General features: G+C 33.6%; 19 protein-coding genes. 7 read left to right on the forward strand and 12 right to left on the reverse strand.

Annotation, left to right across the window (positions count from 1 at the left end):
- Positions 1–26: 26 nt before the first annotated feature.
- Entirely contained in the window at positions 27–809 is a 783-nt protein-coding gene (locus ACM595_RS08140) for a trypsin-like serine peptidase (RefSeq protein WP_419744259.1), read from the reverse strand.
- Between the two features lie 287 nt (positions 810–1,096).
- On the opposite strand from ACM595_RS08140, the gene ACM595_RS08145 reads away from it, so the two are divergent.
- Positions 1,097–2,074: an LLM class oxidoreductase gene (locus tag ACM595_RS08145; RefSeq protein WP_002482237.1), complete on the forward strand. Its 978-nt coding sequence runs from the start codon at positions 1,097–1,099 to the stop codon at positions 2,072–2,074.
- Positions 2,052–2,285 carry a DUF896 domain-containing protein gene (locus ACM595_RS08150; RefSeq protein WP_002482236.1) on the forward strand — a complete coding sequence of 78 codons (234 nt, stop codon included), beginning with the start codon at positions 2,052–2,054 and terminating at the stop codon, positions 2,283–2,285. The genes ACM595_RS08145 and ACM595_RS08150 overlap by 23 nt, the downstream gene beginning before the upstream one ends.
- 333 nt (positions 2,286–2,618) lie before the next feature.
- On the opposite strand, the gene ACM595_RS08155 is transcribed toward ACM595_RS08150, so the two are convergent.
- Positions 2,619–3,476, reverse strand: coding sequence for a fructosamine kinase family protein (locus ACM595_RS08155; protein ID WP_002482235.1), 858 nt, complete (start codon positions 3,474–3,476; stop codon positions 2,619–2,621).
- A gap of 251 nt (positions 3,477–3,727) precedes the next feature.
- On the opposite strand from ACM595_RS08155, the gene ACM595_RS08160 reads away from it, so the two are divergent.
- Positions 3,728–4,795: a quinone-dependent dihydroorotate dehydrogenase gene (locus ACM595_RS08160; RefSeq protein ID WP_041079408.1), complete on the forward strand. Its 1,068-nt coding sequence runs from the start codon at positions 3,728–3,730 to the stop codon at positions 4,793–4,795.
- 109 nt (positions 4,796–4,904) lie between these two features.
- Positions 4,905–5,327, forward strand: coding sequence for a universal stress protein (locus ACM595_RS08165; RefSeq protein ID WP_002482233.1), 423 nt, complete (start codon positions 4,905–4,907; stop codon positions 5,325–5,327).
- A gap of 82 nt (positions 5,328–5,409) precedes the next feature.
- On the opposite strand, the gene ACM595_RS08170 is transcribed toward ACM595_RS08165, so the two are convergent.
- Both ACM595_RS08170 and ACM595_RS08175 read right to left on the reverse strand, forming a co-directional pair.
- Positions 5,410–6,213 (reverse strand): Cof-type HAD-IIB family hydrolase, encoded by an 804-nt coding sequence (locus tag ACM595_RS08170; RefSeq protein WP_002482232.1) that lies wholly within the window; start codon positions 6,211–6,213, stop codon positions 5,410–5,412.
- A gap of 50 nt (positions 6,214–6,263) precedes the next feature.
- On the reverse strand, positions 6,264–6,644 hold the full coding sequence (locus ACM595_RS08175; protein ID WP_037537570.1) for a VOC family protein: 381 nt from the start codon (positions 6,642–6,644) through the stop codon (positions 6,264–6,266).
- A gap of 453 nt (positions 6,645–7,097) precedes the next feature.
- Here ACM595_RS08175 and ACM595_RS08180 point away from each other — a divergent pair, with 453 nt between their 5' ends.
- Positions 7,098–8,525, forward strand: coding sequence for an APC family permease (locus tag ACM595_RS08180; protein ID WP_069821627.1), 1,428 nt, complete (start codon positions 7,098–7,100; stop codon positions 8,523–8,525).
- Positions 8,526–8,664: 139 nt separating this feature from the next.
- Here the strand turns inward: ACM595_RS08180 and ACM595_RS08185 are convergent, their stop codons facing one another.
- The 8 genes from ACM595_RS08185 to yut form a co-directional block, all read right to left on the reverse strand.
- Positions 8,665–9,078, reverse strand: coding sequence for a MarR family winged helix-turn-helix transcriptional regulator (locus ACM595_RS08185; protein ID WP_002482229.1), 414 nt, complete (start codon positions 9,076–9,078; stop codon positions 8,665–8,667).
- 301 nt (positions 9,079–9,379) lie between these two features.
- Entirely contained in the window at positions 9,380–10,291 is a 912-nt protein-coding gene (locus ACM595_RS08190; protein ID WP_325993961.1) for an ABC transporter substrate-binding protein, read from the reverse strand.
- A 176-nt stretch (positions 10,292–10,467) separates the two neighbouring features.
- Positions 10,468–11,157, reverse strand: a complete 690-nt coding sequence (locus ACM595_RS08195; protein WP_419744260.1) for an ABC transporter ATP-binding protein — start codon at positions 11,155–11,157, stop codon at positions 10,468–10,470.
- A complete protein-coding gene (locus ACM595_RS08200) occupies positions 11,150–11,929 on the reverse strand; it encodes an ATP-binding cassette domain-containing protein (RefSeq protein WP_369078915.1) in 780 nt (259 codons plus the stop codon). The genes ACM595_RS08195 and ACM595_RS08200 overlap by 8 nt, the downstream gene beginning before the upstream one ends.
- Positions 11,922–12,743 carry a nickel transporter permease gene (nikC, locus tag ACM595_RS08205; protein WP_194440825.1) on the reverse strand — a complete coding sequence of 274 codons (822 nt, stop codon included), beginning with the start codon at positions 12,741–12,743 and terminating at the stop codon, positions 11,922–11,924. Before nikC ends, ACM595_RS08200 begins: the two co-directional genes overlap by 8 nt.
- Positions 12,740–13,717, reverse strand: a complete 978-nt coding sequence (gene nikB / locus ACM595_RS08210) for a nickel ABC transporter permease (RefSeq protein WP_370490318.1) — start codon at positions 13,715–13,717, stop codon at positions 12,740–12,742. The genes nikC and nikB overlap by 4 nt, the downstream gene beginning before the upstream one ends.
- Entirely contained in the window at positions 13,717–15,195 is a 1,479-nt protein-coding gene (gene nikA, locus ACM595_RS08215; protein WP_011302253.1) for a nickel ABC transporter substrate-binding protein, read from the reverse strand. Before nikA ends, nikB begins: the two co-directional genes overlap by 1 nt.
- A gap of 91 nt (positions 15,196–15,286) precedes the next feature.
- Positions 15,287–16,189 (reverse strand): urea transporter, encoded by a 903-nt coding sequence (gene yut / locus ACM595_RS08220; protein WP_115340452.1) that lies wholly within the window; start codon positions 16,187–16,189, stop codon positions 15,287–15,289.
- A 215-nt stretch (positions 16,190–16,404) separates the two neighbouring features.
- Between yut and ACM595_RS08225 the strand changes: the two genes are divergently transcribed.
- Together ACM595_RS08225 and ACM595_RS08230 are read left to right on the forward strand one after the other, a co-directional pair.
- Positions 16,405–16,707 carry an urease subunit gamma gene (locus tag ACM595_RS08225; protein WP_011302251.1) on the forward strand — a complete coding sequence of 101 codons (303 nt, stop codon included), beginning with the start codon at positions 16,405–16,407 and terminating at the stop codon, positions 16,705–16,707.
- A gap of 15 nt (positions 16,708–16,722) precedes the next feature.
- Complete coding sequence (locus ACM595_RS08230; RefSeq protein ID WP_002482219.1) at positions 16,723–17,127, forward strand: urease subunit beta; 405 nt, start codon at positions 16,723–16,725, stop codon at positions 17,125–17,127.
- The last annotated feature ends 1 nt before the right edge of the window (position 17,128 follow it).

Genomic DNA, 17,128 nt, shown 5'->3' on the forward strand with positions numbered 1-17,128 from the left:
CGTGGATTTTATGCTTGTACCTTTTATTAACTTTTATTCTTATTAATAAAGCTCAATACATCATCTGTCATAGCTACGGCACTATTACTTTCCCCTTCAATACCACCTTGGTGTATACCAATCACTTCATTATTTTCGTTAAATACAGGAGAGCCAGAATTACCTCCGAATGTACTCGCATTATATTCAAATTCAGTAGTGTTCGTATTCAGTATTTGGCCCTTACTCTCCCACATTGTAGCCAAGGACTTATCTCCTGGATAACCCGTTACGGTAATCGACATATCTTTTGTTACCGCTGAGGCATCTTTTAAAGTCGCCGGTTGAACTACATCTCCAACTGATTGGCCATCTTTATTTTTATTTAAATGTATAAGCGCTAAATCTTCATTTCCTGGGTACACTTCAATTTCTTTTTCAGAAAATGTACCATAAGACATCGTATTTTCATTTTGGGCAGCTGGTGAAAAAGTCATATTCCCTTCAGAAAGGTTGGCAACGTGTTTATTAGTTAACACTGTATTTTTATCAATCACAACACCCGTCGCAATATTATCTCCAATACTAATATAGCCAACAGATTGATAATGACCATTTGTTGTATTTTCTATTTGTGTTCTATCGTCATTAGGTAAGACGACTCTTGTCTTAATTTGATTGGTACCGACTTTAGCGTCTTCAGACTGAGCTGACTGATCAGTCGATTGATGTGTTTGCGTTACAGCATATGTATTTCCATTTATCGAGATCACAGTACATAATAAAGCTATTATGAATATGAGACCACCTCGTAGTTTTCTTTTAAGCATAAACAACCTCCATCAAAATTTGTTCTATTTCAATTTAATGAATTTTCGGATAATAATCAAATAATTGTATTATCGTTTTAGAAATTTAGCTTTTAAAATAATAAATATCATTTAAATTCAACTGACTTTTTTAGTGAATAAACAACACAATTTCATTTTTGTTGTTTAGACAATATATGCATAAACATGTTGTTTGCATTAGTTAACAAATCAGTATACAATGCATTTATACAACAAGTGTTAGTTAGTTATCAAGTGTTGTAAATACAAGTTAAGGAGGGATAGACGTGACAACAATTCAAAAACACAATGGTTTCAAACGGACTTTTCAACAAGGCCATTTAACTTTGGGTTTAATGCTGCCTTTTGATAATTCTGAAAACATCGCATTGTCGTTTGAAAATCAAGTTGATTTAGCACAGTATGCTGAAAATCTTGGATTTACAAGCCTTTTTGTGAGAGATAATCCACTTTATAGTCCACATTTAGGTAATGTAACGACAAACTACGATCCGTTTGTATTTTTATCTTATTTAAGCGCTAAAACATCGAAAATCGCTCTCGGAACATCTAGTATTGTTGCTACATTGCGTCATCCAATTCATACAGCTAAAGCTGCAACTTCTCTTGACTTGATATCAGACGAGCGATTTTTATTAGGTTTAGCAACAGGAGATCGTCCATTTGAGTTTCCAGCTTTCAAGATAAAAGAAACGCAATTATCAAAGCAATTCCAGGATGCGATCTATGCAATGAATGATTTGTGGCAATCACATTCGCCAAAAATATCAAATTCAATATTTGAATTATATGAAGATTCAGGTCTTCAAATATTGCCAAAACACAATCATATACCCATGTTTGCTACAGGATATTCGCGACAGGAACTCTCCTGGATTAAGAAAAATATGGATGGCCTTATGTTTTATCCACAACCATTTCAAAAACAAAAAGCTTTATTAAAAGAATGGCATAACAATGATGTATTCAAACCATTTATGCATCCATTAGTTATCGACTTATCTTTAAATCCTAATGAACTCGTTAAACCAATTAAAGGTGGCTACCGTTTAGGTAGAAATACTTTATTAAACATTTTAAAATCATATGAAAAAATCGGTACAAATCATATAATGTTGCATTTAACATCTAATGATAGACCATATAAATCACTATTAACTGAGGTCGGCGATTATATTATTCCACACTTCCCACCTCATTTATCACAGGAGGAAAAAAACAATGACATTACTAGACAGAATTAATGAACTTGCAAATAAAGAAAAAATAGAAACGTTAAGCATTGAAGAAAAAGAAGAACAACAAACTTTGAGACAAGAATATTTGAAAATGATACGTGGACAAGTAATCCATACATTTTCAACGTTAAAAGTAGTCGATCCTTTAGGTGAAGACGTGACACCAGACAAAGTTTACCAATTAAGAGAAGAAATGGGTACACTTGATATAGATTAATTTAAATGAATCATCTAGAGATACTTGATTGTTATGAATAAGAGCCTGAGACATAATTAGATGCCTCAGGCTCTTTTTCGTTTAGGCAGTAGATGACTGAATTGAAAATGTAACGTCTCACTTGTTTAAAGAAACGATGTTTTCATTTTTATGGACACAAATCATTCTGATGTATCAGCTGAAACTTAGCTATGCCACATAAAAATGCTAGTGAGATTGATGTATGAACGTTAGCTCATGCAAACCTTTATCCGAGTCATCCTTGCCTTGATTGCATAGATAGGCATACGAAATCTCTATTAGAAAATTTGATTTCTATCCCACTTCCTTATTTTATTGATTTAATATTTTTTGCATTGAACGATCAACACTACCTGCATACATTTCACCAAATTTAACTAGATGTACCATTAAAAGATACAATCTATAAAATTCTAAGCGCACATCTGCTCCCTCACTCAGTGGATAGTGCTTATGATAAGCGTCATAAAATGCTTGCGTAAATCCTCCAAACACTGAAGTAATGCCTATATCAAATTCTCTATCCCCATATAATGGTGCAGGATCGAATAGCGCTGGTGAACCATCTGTTAAAAACATGTAATTACCGCCCCATAAGTCGCCATGTAATAACGAAGGTTTGCTATTATGACTTTCTAATTCATTTACAATCACACGACGTACTGCCTGATATTGAGTGACATCTGCGTCTCCCCATAATCCTTGTTGCACCAATCTATCTTTGAGCTTATCTAAGCGTTTTTCTACAAACAAGGTAATCCAACTATCCGTCCAACTATTATCAAATGAAATATCGCCACCTTCATAAGGTAAATCAAAACCAAATTGATTATCTGCTTGTTGCTCGCTATGCATACGCGCCACAAGTTGTCCTAATGCTTCTTGGCTACCTGACACGCCTTCATCTAAATAAGTTAATAGTAAATAAGCGTCATCTTCAATTTCTCCACTATCAATGACTCTCGGTGCAGTAATACCGACTTTTTCAAATAAATTGAGCCCTGCAATTTCGGCATCAAAAAAAGTTGACTTTCTCTTACGTTGTACTAGTAGAAAATAATCTTCCTGATCCGTTTCAATACGAAATGCATCATTAACATCTCCACCACTTACAGGAACGATATTTTTAATATGACTTAAAGGCAATTGTGATTGCCACGCTTGATTCATGAATCATCCCTCCACTAATCTCTTAAAATTAAGTTATATATGATTATTTCCTTTTTCTCATCTACTTAATCATACAAACCTACCCAATGATTTCTGTGAAACTTCTATTAATTATTTTTATTTGGTCTAGGCATATATTCCGTAAAATGCTAGTCTATTAAAGACATCATTTTCAATTCAGCTTTTTTACATATTGAACTTAAGATACATAAATATTTTTAATTAAATTTGATAAATGGAGCGATCACTATATGTATAAACTCATCAAACCAATGTTATTTCAATTCGATCCTGAAAAAGCGCATGGAATGACGATAGACGCGCTTAAATTTGTTCAAAACCATCCAAAATTATTACCTGTAATTAAAAAAATCTTTCATTACGAAAACGACTCATTAAACCAAAACCTCAAAGGCATTCACTTTGCGAATCCTATTGGTTTAGCAGCCGGCTTCGACAAATCTTGTGAAGTTCCTAAAGCTTTAGAAAATGCAGGATTTGGATCAATTGAACTTGGTGGTATAACGCCTAAACCACAACCAGGTAATCCAAAACCGCGTATGTATCGTTTAGTTGAAGATCAAGCACTCATTAACCGCATGGGATTTAACAATTTAGGTATGAATAAAGCTTTAAGTTATTTACGCAAGCATCGTTATCAAATTCCAGTCGGTTTAAATGTTGGTGTAAATAAATCCACACCTTATGAAGCGCGTTATGAAGACTACATCAAAGTGATTGATACGTTTAAAAACGACGTCACATTCTTTACTGTCAACATCAGCTCACCTAATACAGAAAATTTACAAAGCTTCCATGATAAAGATGAATTCTCGCAATTATGCGAAGCTATTCAGACATATAAACATAAAGAAAGCCTTAATGTTCCTATTTTCATAAAATTAACTTCTGATTTATCTTTAGATGGTCTTGGTGCAATGTTAACACCAATTACGCAAACTTTTGATGGCATTATACTAGCCAACACAACACAACAACGTGAAGCACTGCATTCAAATCATCGTGAAGAAACTGGCGGTTTAAGTGGCAAACCACTATTCGAGCGTAATCTTAAACTCATTTCTTATGCTTATAAACAAACAGATGGCCAATTTTTAATTATCGGAACTGGTGGTATTTTCAACGCAGAAGATGTCATAAAAATGATGCGCCAAGGTGCATCACTAGTTCAAATTTATAGTGCTTTAGTATTTGAAGGTCCAGGACTAACTCAGAAATTGAATAAACAATTAGCACATTATCTTAAATCAAATGGCTACAACAATGTTAACGAAATTATCGGTTTAGATGTAAAATAACGCTATGCTAACAAGCGTCATCCTATTTATTTAAGCAATCACTTAATCATCAATATTAAATTATTACTTTATTTTTAATAGGGTATATGAATAAAAAGGAGGCGCTATCATGTATAAGAAAATATTATTAGCTTACGACTTTGATAATTCGTTCAATAACGTCCCTAAAGAATTGGAAAATTTAACCAATGGCGTTGAAAATGCTGAAGTTACAGTATTTAATGTTATTCCAGAAGGTGAACTTGAAACGTCGGTACGTTACGATAATAAGCATTTTGAAGATTTAGCAAACGAGAAGAACGAAGTGCTCTCACCTTTCATTCAACAATTAGAAGCACTCGATTTAACTGTCACGGTTAAATTTAGCGCAGGTTATGTTAAACAAGCGATTTTGACTGAAGTGAAGGAAAATGCATATGACATTATCGTAATGAGTAATACGCGTGAAAAATCTGATATCAAGAATATACTTGGTAACGTTACACACAAAATTGCAAGTAATGTTGACATACCTGTATTAATTGTAAATTAGCAAATAAAAACTCAATTTCAGTTATAATTCGCCTCTATTCATTGGCAGGTATAACTGAAATTGAGTTTTATTATTAAATGCCCTATTGTTGAAGATATCGTTCAATCACTTGTAAAACACCTGATTCATCGTTAGACGGTGCCCGATGTTTTGCAATCGCTGCTAATTCATCACTGCAATTTGCCATAGCATAACTATGTATGGTTAAACCGAGCATTTCTAAATCATTATTGGCATCACCAAACGCGAGTAATTCGTCCTGCTGTATGTCCCATTCTTTTAACAATTCTTTGATTGCAACGCCTTTATTCACACTAGGTAAGATTAAATCCACACTGTCATTTCCACTTGTCACTGCACGTATCTTCCCTTTATAACGTTGTTCTATTTCGTTAGTCACTTGCTTAACCAAGTCTTCATCTTTAATCCGTAAAGCTATTTTTACAAAGTGATCCTCTGTGATTTCATTAAATGAAGCTACTTTTTTGATATCATAGTAATAATTTCGTATAAAATTTAGGAATTCGTCGCTACTCTCATCACTTACATATGCTGAATGTATACCACTTAAAACAACATCACTGATATGATACGTTTGATGAATCATTTCTAAAACTTCAAATATGAGTTGTTGGTCAAAATAATGTGCTGTCAACAATGCATCATTTTGATAAGTTACCGCGCCATTTTCTGCTACAAAAGTGATATTATCTACCTTGTCAGGAAAAAATGAGCGTAACTGTGCATATTGATTACCACTAGCTACGATAAATTTTATATTTTGCTGTACAATTTTTTGATATAAACGATCAAAATATGCTTTGTCATAGGTATGGTCAGATTTAAGAAATGTACCATCTTTATCTACCGCAATTGCTTTTATCATACTGATACTCCCTTCAATACTGTATATAAATGTTTACGTTATAGTTTAAATTACATTGCGATAATATTAAATAAGTGTCCATCAATATCGCTAAATAGACCACCATAAAAGCCTTCATGTTTTGTACCACGTTGAAGTACTTTTCCACCTGCTGTTTCAACAAGATTTAATAAGTCATCTACCTCTGCTGCCTCTTTTACAGAAACTGAAACCAATGCTTCATGTCTACCTATATCAGATTGTTGCGCCACTTTTTCAAATTGACCTTGCTCAATTAACATAATGATTTTATGATCTGCTGTTTCAATACCTCTCATTTTGTCTAAAACAGCTTCATTCTTTTTAATCGTAAACCCAATATTTTCAAAGAAAGTCGCACTCGCTTTTAAATCTTTTACTGGTAAATTAAGCCATGATGATTGTATATTCATCATAAATCCCCCCTATTTCATTCAATCTCAAATTTAATATTAGCTTACCATTTGCACTTGAATAAAACTATAAATCACTGTTTTTAATATAAATAAAAATACATCCTTTAAGTTAAGACCATGTGCCTAACTTTCGGGATGTATAAATTATTTTTCATCAGAGCATTCTATTATAATGAGGCTAAATAAAAATACTTTTTGAAAATATTAATGCGCTGCTAAAAGTATGTGTTAATTAGCTTTATTATCACTTTTCTAAAAATTTCTAGGTAATTATCTACTGGTATTAAACACTGCTTAACAAAGGTTCACATAAAAGTGGTATTTTGTGTATATTTACACATATTTTTATAATATTTTTCTGAATATTTAGATATATATGTGCTATGATATACATTATCATAAATTAGTTATTAAGTTTTACGATATAGTATTCATTGGGAGAGGTTCATTATGAAAGGTTTTTTTAATAAGATTTTAAAAAGAGAAGATCCTTCCGTCTATCAAGTGAAGGATGCACATTTAAATAGAACATTACGTGTAAAAGATTTCCTTGCTTTAGGTGTTGGTACCATTGTTTCAACTTCTATTTTTACATTACCAGGTGTAGTCGCAGCACAGCATACTGGGCCAGCAGTTGCACTTTCGTTCTTATTAGCTGCAGTTGTAGCGGGTCTCGTATCTTTTGCTTATGCTGAAATGTCATCGGCAATGCCGTTTGCTGGTTCAGCATATTCTTGGATTAATGTCGTATTTGGGGAGGTATTCGGTTGGGTTGCCGGTTGGGCATTGTTAGCTGAATACTTTATAGCCGTCGCCTTTGTTGCCTCTGGTTTTTCGGCAAATTTACGTGGTCTCGTCTCACCATTAGGGATTGAATTACCCAAATCATTATCCAATACATTAGGGACAGATGGAGGCATCATTGATATCGTTGCCGCTGTGGTCATTTTACTTACTGCTTGTCTCTTGTCATATGGTGTTTCGGCAGCAGCACGTATTGAAAATATACTCGTTGTAATTAAAGTTTTAGCTGTTTTACTATTTATCGTAGTAGGTTTAACCGCTATTGATTTAAGCAATTATGTACCATTTATACCTGAACATAAAGTAACTGAAACAGGTTCCTTTGGTGGTTGGCAAGGTATTTATGCAGGTGTATCAATGATATTCTTAGCATATATTGGTTTTGATTCAATTGCAGCAAATTCGGCTGAAGCAATTAATCCACAAAAAACAATGCCTCGCGGTATCTTAGGGTCATTAGCAATAGCTGTCATTCTATTTGTCGCAGTATCACTTGTCCTTGTAGGTATGTTTACTTATTCAGCTTATGCTGATAATGCTGAACCTGTTGGTTGGGCCTTAAGACAAAGTGGTTTTGGTGTTGTGGCAGCTATTGTGCAAGCAATTTCTGTTATTGGTATGTTCACAGCCCTTATTGGAATGATGTTAGCTGGCTCACGTCTACTATATTCCTTTGGTCGTGATGGTTTATTACCTTCTTGGTTAGGTAAACTAAACAAGAAAAATTTACCTAATCGTTCATTAATTATTTTAACCATGATTGCAGTTATCATTGGCTCTATGTTCCCATTCGCCTTCCTTGCGCAGTTAATTTCTGCAGGAACCTTGGTCGCATTTATGTTTGTTTCCATTGGCATTTTTGGGTTACGCCCAAGAGAAGGAAAAGATATTCCGATGCCAGCTTTTAAAATGCCATTCTACCCTGTTATGCCAATCATCACGTTTGTCAGTGTCGTTGTTGTATTCTGGGGCTTAGGTGCTGAAGCAAAATTATACACACTCATCTGGTTTATTATTGGGTTGCTCATTTACCTTCTATATGGTGTGAAGCATTCTAAAAAACGTCAATCTTAATAATACGAATAAAAAGGGCTAAAACATGCATACGTGTTTTAGCCCTTTTATTTATAAAACACTCGTTTTATCATTCAACCAAATATTTATACTGCTGTTTATTTATCAACACAGCTATCGTTATAGCTTACATACACCATTAATCTATACTATCTATTTGAGAAAGCTTACGAATATTAGAAAAGCTCACTTTTGAGATCAGACTTTCATACGTGTTCAAAGCTTTTTCAGTAATGTCCTGCCCTTCCTCAGTTAAATAAATATACATCGCCCGGTGATCTTCAAGACATTCTTGTCTCACTACTAATGCTTTCGTTGGCTTTTCTATTCTTACAATTAAACGTGACATTGCACTTTGGCTTAAATCTACAATTTTAATCAAATCATTAATTTTATATTTTTTCCCTTTAGCTTTGTAAATCTCATACAACACATAAAACTCTTTTAAACTCAAATTGTATTCTTGCTTCAATTTTTTCTCAATCATCGTATCGATATAGTTTACATATTTCGTGAGCTGTACCCAATTATCAATTTTCTGTTGTTTTTTCATCGTATCCTCCCAAAGATATAAGCATCGTTTTAATACAATGTGATTTTATTTATGTAAATGATAACATTTATTTAATTAATTCTATAAATACATTTTTTGTCTTAATATAGGATGTCACCTTATAATGTTTAGCTCAAAAACTATGACATATGCATCTTTCTTTATCATCTTAGCGCTGTTACCAAAATAATGACCATTGATACACATTGACATACTCAATCAAATAGAAAAACTGCCGCAAAGTTTAACAACTTTGGCGACAGTTTTAAGTTTACTTCACTAACTAATTTGTTTTAAATGACTAATGATTTAATAATTTTTCTTTTAAGTCTTTACGTTCATAGTCTAATGAATATGGATCATTTAACCAGTAGATACCTTCATCCACTTTAAATGTTTTACCATTTTTAACCGCTTCTGTATTTTTCCAAATATCTTTATTTTCGAATGATAAATCTGCACCTTTGGCAACTGGTGTAACAACATAATCTCCTAACATTTCAGGAATTTGTTCTTCAGATATATCAGCTAAATCATTTTTCTTAGTCGCTTTTTCTACTTTTTCAGGCATTTTCAAACCAAATGAATCATATAGAATTTCACTACCGTGACCATATGTTTTACCTAATGCATAGATTTTTTTGTCGAAATCTTTAATGATAGATACAGTTGTATCTTCACCGATGGCATCTTTAATTTCATTACCATCATCTTTTGTTTTTTCTTCCCAGTCTTTAATCCAATCTTCTGCTTTATCTTCTTTACCTACGATTTTACCTAACTCTTTATGCTGTTCTTTATAATCATGTTTCATATAATCAAAAGCAATAGTTGGTGCAACTTTATTTAATTTTTTCAAATTCTTGTCAGTGTTGTATGTAATAATCAAATCTGGTTTAAGTTTCGCTACACTTTCAACATTTTCAGCATCTACTTTATCAACATCTTTAAATTTGTCTTTTAACACTTTACTATCATCTACAATGTTTGCGACACCCACGATATTTGCATCAAGTTCTTTCAATCCACCTGCATATGTTGCACCTAACACTACGATACGTTTAGGGTCTTTAGGTATCTTTACTTTTTTACCTGAATCTTGTGTATACGTCTTTTCTTCTTTATCCTTTTTCGAAGCGTCATCACTTGAATTATTGCCACACGCCGCTAGTATTAACATCAGTGCTAGCAACGGAAATATTAATTTTTTCATTTATCTTTCCCCTTTTCTCATCTTATTCTCAATTATACATTATTATATATTAATCTCAATCATATATCACGCATTATTTTTGAAATTTAAATATATTTTATTATCGAAATTTAAATATATTTTATTATCGAAATTTAAATATATTTTATTATCGAAATTTAAAAAAATACTACTTTCTAATAAATAGAAAGTAGTGTTTTAGTATATTCATGACGCGTAACATTAAATAAATCTTTAGTTTCAAAATCATCTACAATTTCACCATTTTTCATTACAATGAATCGATTAACAATTTGATTTAGAAACGCAAGATCATGTGATATTAATATCATGCCTTTATGTGTTGTTTTATAATAATGCCTTATTATATCAATCATACGTTGTTCTGCAATGACATCTAAGCTTGCTGTAATTTCGTCACAAATAAGTATGTCAGGTTCTAACATTAATGTACGTATCGTATTAAAACGCTGCAATTGGCCACCACTTAACTCTTCAGGCAATCGATCCATCAATTTTGTATCTAATTGCATATAGACCATTAAATCAGACAAGCGTTGCGCCGCCTTTTGTGATTCCCCTCTACGTTGATACTTTATTGGCTCTTCCATAGATTTTCTAATTTTAAATTTAGGATTAAAGCTATCTACAGCATGTTGAAATATTGGTAAAACGCGTTCCTTATGCGTGATAACTTCACCATGTGTTGGTTGAAGTAATCCGAGCATTATTTTTGCTAGTGTCGTCTTACCAGAACCACTTTCACCAACGATTCCGACAATCTCGTCGGCTTGTATGGATAATTGAATCTTTTTTAAAATAGCTTCATGTTTATAGCTAAAGCTAACGTCTGTTAAATTAAGCATGGTAATCCCCTTTCTTTAATCGACTACGGGAATTAAATAATTTTAAACTATACGGTTTAACATCATTATTTTTAAAAGCATCAATATGATTGGACTCTACCATTTCACCATTTTTAATGACATGAATCCAGTCACTAAAATCTAATACATGCGATAGATTATGTGTTATTAACAGCAAAGTCACTTTGTGTGCTTCAGCCAAATGTTTAATCAAATTCATAATACTCACGCCTGTAACAGCATCTAATGAAGCTATTGGTTCATCGGCAATAATGACCTTAGGATTGAGCATTAATACGCTAGCAATTTGAACTCGAGCTAATTGCCCTCCAGAAAGACTGAAACGGTACTTTGACATCATTTGAGAAGGATTTAATTCGACCCATGATAGTGCTTGTTCCACAATTTTTTGCGCACCTTTTTTATCTGTATTGTAATGTTGTCTATATATAGAAATCAATTGTTTCCCAAGTTTCGTATGATCGTTAAAGCTGTGTGTATAGTTTTGAGAAATAAAACCAATTTCTTTACCTAAAAGATTGTGCATATCAGACATCTCACTATGTTCATAAGTCATGCAATCGTATTGCATATCTAGTGTGTTCGGTATCTGTTGGACCATTGCTCTAGCTGTTAAACTTTTGCCAGAACCACTCTCACCAATTAAGACATTCACTTTACTTTTTTTAAGACCTAAATCCACGTGTTGAATCAGCTTATTACCAAAACGATCTGCTATAGATAAATTTGTTATTTCTAGTATATTAGTCATTCACATCACGTTGTCCTTTCAAGAACCTGTCTCTCAGCGCGTCGCCTGCTAAGTTAAATAATAAAATCGTAACAGTAATTAAACAGGCTGGCACAATAATCAGTAACGGGTAGGAACTAATATAATCTCTGCCTGCATTAAGCATCGCGCCCCATTCAGGAGATGGTGGTTGTGCACCTAATCCTAAAAATGAAAGTGAAGAAATATATAATATAATTTTCCCAAAATCTACAGTCATTAATACAATAATAGATGGCATCACTTGCGGCATAAAATGTTTAAAAATAATGACATGTGTCGGTACATGAAATAATCTTGCCATCTGTATATATGGTTTATTGATTTCACTACTAACTACTGACCGCGTTAATCTTGTATAGGTCATCCACTTGATAATTGTAATCGCAATGACAAGGTTCCAAATACTCGGTTTGAAAAAACTAGCTAATGCAATCATTAATACAAACTCAGGAATGCTTAACCCAATATCAATCAAGCGCATAATGAACGTATCTACGATACCTTTCTTATAACCAGCAAGCAGACCTAATGGCACACCAATGATAACTGTAATAAACAGCGTAATTAAACTTATGATTAATGTATATCTAGCACCGATAATCACTCTTGAAAATAAATCACGTCCGTAATCATCCGTACCTAACCAATGTGTTAAATTTGGCGTTTCCAAACTACTGCCTAAATTGACTTCGTATGCACTATGAGACGATACAAAAAACTGTGCAATGATAAGTACAACAAAATAAACCGCAAATGCATAAAATATCATATTTCGTCGGTTAATCTGCTTCATAATGACTCACCATCCTGACGTTTCATGCGTTCAATATCCGTTGGCTTGTTATATCGTCGCTTGGGATCAATCCATAATAACAGTAAATCACTCATTGTATTTGCTAATACAACAAAGAAACCAATCATGATAACAGCACCTTGAACAACAGGGTAATCACGTGCTCGAATACTATCTACAAGAAAATGACCAATCCCTGGTATACCAAATAAATTTTCTATCACAACAGTACCACCGATTAGACTGCCCACAGACATACCTAACACCGTAATGATTGGAATAATTGCTGGTTTAAATAAATCTTGCCATAATATATAACGTTCAGACATCCCTCTTAATCTTGCTGCTTCCACTTCTTTTGATTGGTAGAGTTCGACTAAATTTGAACGCATTAACCTTACGTAATATGCACTCATACCAACGCTTAATGCAATGACTGGTAATATATAGCCTGCCATTGTATCAAGACCAGAGGACGGGAGTAGATTCCACTTTTGCGCAAACACATAAATCAATATCGTACCCAAGAAGAAGGACGGTATACTTACTGTAAAAGATGTCACACTTCTTATTAAACTGTCTAACCATGTATGATAGTACTTTGCTGCAATCATGCCTAATGGTATGGCTACGACAAACACGACAACTATTGTCATCACTGCGATAAATAATGTTGGCGGTGTATAGTAAATTAATTCTTTGATAACGGGTTCACCTGTTTGATAACTGGTCCCAAAATTTAATTGGATAATTTGCCCGAGCCATTGCACATACTGAATGATTACGGGTTGGTCTAGCCCCAGTTTTGCTTTAGTCGCTTCTATTTGATCACTTGAAACATTTGCTACATCCAAATGTAATATTTTATCTATAGGATCTCCTGGCGTAAGTTTCATTAAAATAAAAGTAATAGTAGAAAGGACAAACAATACAATGATCATTTGTCCAATTCTAGAAAGTATATTTTTTAATATCATTTCGCTTTATCAACCTTATAATCAATGAGATAAATGCCTTCAGGCGTTGCTTTTAAGTTTTTAACTTTTTTATTCATACCGACAATATTATCCATATAAGTAAGATAACTATTGGCTTTATCTTTATCTGTAATATCGATAATTTCATTAGTTAGTCGATTACGTTCAGTTTTATCAACTGTTTTATTGAATTGATCAATCAGTTTGGTTACTTTCGCATTGTCATATCCACCTGCATTGATTGCACCCTCAGGCTTATACGCTTGATTAAAGAAATAACCCGTATCACCTCTAGGAATCGTTCCAAAGCTATACATTGATGCATCCCATTGGCTCTTGTCTTTAAGATAACCCTCTATATCATCTACGTTACGAATCGTAATATCAATATTTGCTTTTTTAGCATCTGATTGAAGTACTTGAGCCATTTTTGGAAGCTCTGGACGTCCGTTATATGTTGATACCGTTAGTTTTAAAGGATGTGCTTTCGTGTAGCCTTGCGCTGCCATTATTTTTTTAGCTTCATCAATATCTTGCTTTTGTACCTGTTGTTTATCAATAAAATCTAATTTTGTATTAAATGGCCCAGTGGCAGGTGTCGCATGATTCTTGGAGACATTTTTAGCAATGCTTTCTCTATCCACAACTTTGTCAAGGGCTTCACGCACCGGTTTCGTCATTTTTTTACTTGTGTGGTTATACATGATCAAGGACGTTCTAAATCCAGAAACTGAAGATGTTGTCGTTTTATCACCTTGATTTAATGTTTTTTCTTTTTCGACTGGCACATCTGTGATGACATCGGCTTTGCCTGAACTTAGATCACTTGAACGCGCATTACCATCTTCTTGATATGTAACATTTACATGGTCTAATTTTGGTTTACCTTGCCAATAATCCTTAAATTGATCTAGTTTAATATTTTGAGATTGTTTGTAATCTTTAATTTGGTATGGTCCCGTACCAACAGGCGCTTTCGTTACATCACTATCCGCTTTTGTATCGTAAATAGCCGAAAATGGACTAGCCAATTCAGATACTAATTCAGGATAAGCCTCTTTGGTAGTGATACTTACATTTTGGCCATCTACTTTAATTTCTTTAATTGGTAATGAGCCTTTAACGAGATCACTTTTTTTTATACTTTCCTCAAGACTCGCCTTTACAGCTTGGCCCGTTACTTTTTTACCATTTTGAAATTTAATGTCATCTTTTAATTTCAAATCTAATTGCGTTGGTGATTTCTGGTTATACGTATCTACTAAAAGTTTTTGTACTTTACCATTCGCACCTGCTTTAAATAGTGATTCTGCTGAGCCTATCTTAACAGGTACATCTGTTTCGTAAGGTGCTATAGAAGTTGTCTTTAGTGGCAATTCGACATTCAATGTTTTACCTTTTGATTCATTACCTGATCCACTGCAACCTGCCAACACAATCGCTGTTGTTGCTAATAGTGCGACCATTTTTTTCATTCATATTCCTTCTTTCTAATAAATTATTAATCACTTAGAAAATATACTTATGACTTTATCTTGCATAACATTCATTATTAATAACCTATGATTATATTTCTTGCGCTTTCATTTGATTACCCGCAAATAGCATTATCCACGTTGCGATAATAAACGGCAGTGTAAAGACAGGGAGTCCATAGGGTGTTAATAATGTCGTCATACCTGCATGGATGACCACAGTCAGCAATATACCTAAAACGATACTAATTGGTCGTTGTATTCTAGTTCGAAACGCTATGCCTAGCGCTAACACAGTGAGTATCACATTATAGCCGAATAAACCTTCATTAATTTGATCATGATTTGCACCTAATACAATCACTGCTAAAAATCCTATTAAATTGGCTACTATCGCATAAACACCCGCTTTTCTAGATGCTATAAAAATGCCGATTAATATTAACGTGCCCGCTAACACACTTTTCAATAAAAATATTTCACTAAATCCGGATAAAAAAGCATTGATAAATTGAATATGATGACCCGAAAATTGAATTTCCTGTATCGCATTGGGAAGAATATTTACATCAGCATTTACGAATTTAAATTGAAATGACATGAGTAAAATGAGCCAACTTACGAACACATAAGGCATCGTTAACATAGGTACACCAAAAGGTTTAAAGAACTCTCTAAATGCAGAACCGATTGGCATCGTAATGATGATTGCAACTAAAATAATAATTAAGCTGTACCATTGTGGTACTAAAAATAATGTCAATGCAATTGCTGTTAATACTGGATTAAAACCTGATAATCCTGTATTGATTTCTTCTTCTGAATAATTAGTCCTTTTTGCTAGTAACAATGCAATGACGCTCGCTATGAGTGCCATCACACCCACCTTCCAGCTACCTATAAATAGCCCTAGCAAAATCAACAATCCCGTCCATGCATTATTTAGCAGTAGTACTTGTGAGATATTCTTCAATACAATTCGAATCGCATCCACATTGTCACCTGATTTCTATATATTCTGACTTAAACAATAATATATGAGAAATACAAAAAATTAAAGCAATATATATCATGATTTTATTTAAATATTTTTGAATTTTGTAAAATGTAATGGGTTATTCTTGTAGTTCTAAATTAATCGTCTTATTATTAAGGTGCACATATAATTTTTTATGTACACAATTCAATTTGTCGAAAGGTAGTGAGATTGTGCATTTTACACAACGTGAACAAGATAAACTGATGTTGGTCATCGCAGCAGATTTAGCTCGCAGACGTCAACAACGAGGTTTGAAATTAAATTATCCGGAAGCTGTAGCTATTATCAGTTTCGAGTTACTCGAAGGCGCTAGAGACGGAAAAACAGTTGCCGAACTCATGAGCTATGGTAAACAAATATTAAATGAAGATGACGTGATGGAAGGCGTTGCAGATATGTTAACTGAAATGGAAATCGAAGCAACGTTCCCAGATGGTACGAAACTCATTACTGTCCATCACCCAATCGTTTAGAGGAGGATTAAAATTATGAAACCTGGTGAAATTATAGTCAAACGTACAGAAATCGAAGTGAATCAAGGGCATAATGCAACAATCCTTAATGTTAAAAATACAGGCGATCGCCCTATCCAAGTTGGTTCACACTATCACTTTTTCGAAGCTAACCCAGCGTTACAATTCGATCATGAAAAAGCCTATGGCAAACGTCTAGATATACCAGCAGGCGCGGCTGTTCGTTTTGAACCTGGTGATGAAAAAGAAGTACAACTCGTAGAATACAGTGGTAAACGTAAAATCTACGGTTTTCATGGTGACGTAAATGGTTCCATCGATGAGTCACGTGTTTATAAACCGGAAGATGATGGTACTGCAACAGAAGTCATTGCAGAACAAGACAAAACGAGTAAAAATGCTAACAAAGGAAGAGGGTAAA

The organism is Staphylococcus sp. LKG3-1 (assembly GCF_048568385.1).
GTDB classification, from domain to species: Bacteria; Bacillota; Bacilli; order Staphylococcales; family Staphylococcaceae; genus Staphylococcus; species Staphylococcus saprophyticus.

Bases quoted from the DNA above. Each gene is read 5' to 3' on its own strand.
- ACM595_RS08195 (WP_419744260.1), bottom strand. From the start codon at position 11,157: ATGCTTAATTTAACAGACGTTAGCTTTAGCTATAAACATGAAGCTATT.
- ACM595_RS08160 (WP_041079408.1), top strand. From the start codon at position 3,728: ATGTATAAACTCATCAAACCAATGTTATTTCAATTCGATCCTGAAAAA.
- ACM595_RS08175 (WP_037537570.1), bottom strand. From the start codon at position 6,644: ATGAATATACAATCATCATGGCTTAATTTACCAGTAAAAGATTTAAAA.
- ACM595_RS08200 (WP_369078915.1), bottom strand. From the start codon at position 11,929: ATGACTAATATACTAGAAATAACAAATTTATCTATAGCAGATCGTTTT.
- ACM595_RS08180 (WP_069821627.1), top strand. From the start codon at position 7,098: ATGAAAGGTTTTTTTAATAAGATTTTAAAAAGAGAAGATCCTTCCGTC.
- ACM595_RS08190 (WP_325993961.1), bottom strand. From the start codon at position 10,291: ATGAAAAAATTAATATTTCCGTTGCTAGCACTGATGTTAATACTAGCG.
- ACM595_RS08155 (WP_002482235.1), bottom strand. From the start codon at position 3,476: ATGAATCAAGCGTGGCAATCACAATTGCCTTTAAGTCATATTAAAAAT.
- nikA (WP_011302253.1), bottom strand. From the start codon at position 15,195: ATGAAAAAAATGGTCGCACTATTAGCAACAACAGCGATTGTGTTGGCA.
- ACM595_RS08170 (WP_002482232.1), bottom strand. From the start codon at position 6,213: ATGATAAAAGCAATTGCGGTAGATAAAGATGGTACATTTCTTAAATCT.
- ACM595_RS08150 (WP_002482236.1), top strand. From the start codon at position 2,052: ATGACATTACTAGACAGAATTAATGAACTTGCAAATAAAGAAAAAATA.
- ACM595_RS08140 (WP_419744259.1), bottom strand. From the start codon at position 809: ATGCTTAAAAGAAAACTACGAGGTGGTCTCATATTCATAATAGCTTTA.
- ACM595_RS08230 (WP_002482219.1), top strand. From the start codon at position 16,723: ATGAAACCTGGTGAAATTATAGTCAAACGTACAGAAATCGAAGTGAAT.
- nikC (WP_194440825.1), bottom strand. From the start codon at position 12,743: ATGAAGCAGATTAACCGACGAAATATGATATTTTATGCATTTGCGGTT.
- ACM595_RS08165 (WP_002482233.1), top strand. From the start codon at position 4,905: ATGTATAAGAAAATATTATTAGCTTACGACTTTGATAATTCGTTCAAT.
- ACM595_RS08185 (WP_002482229.1), bottom strand. From the start codon at position 9,078: ATGAAAAAACAACAGAAAATTGATAATTGGGTACAGCTCACGAAATAT.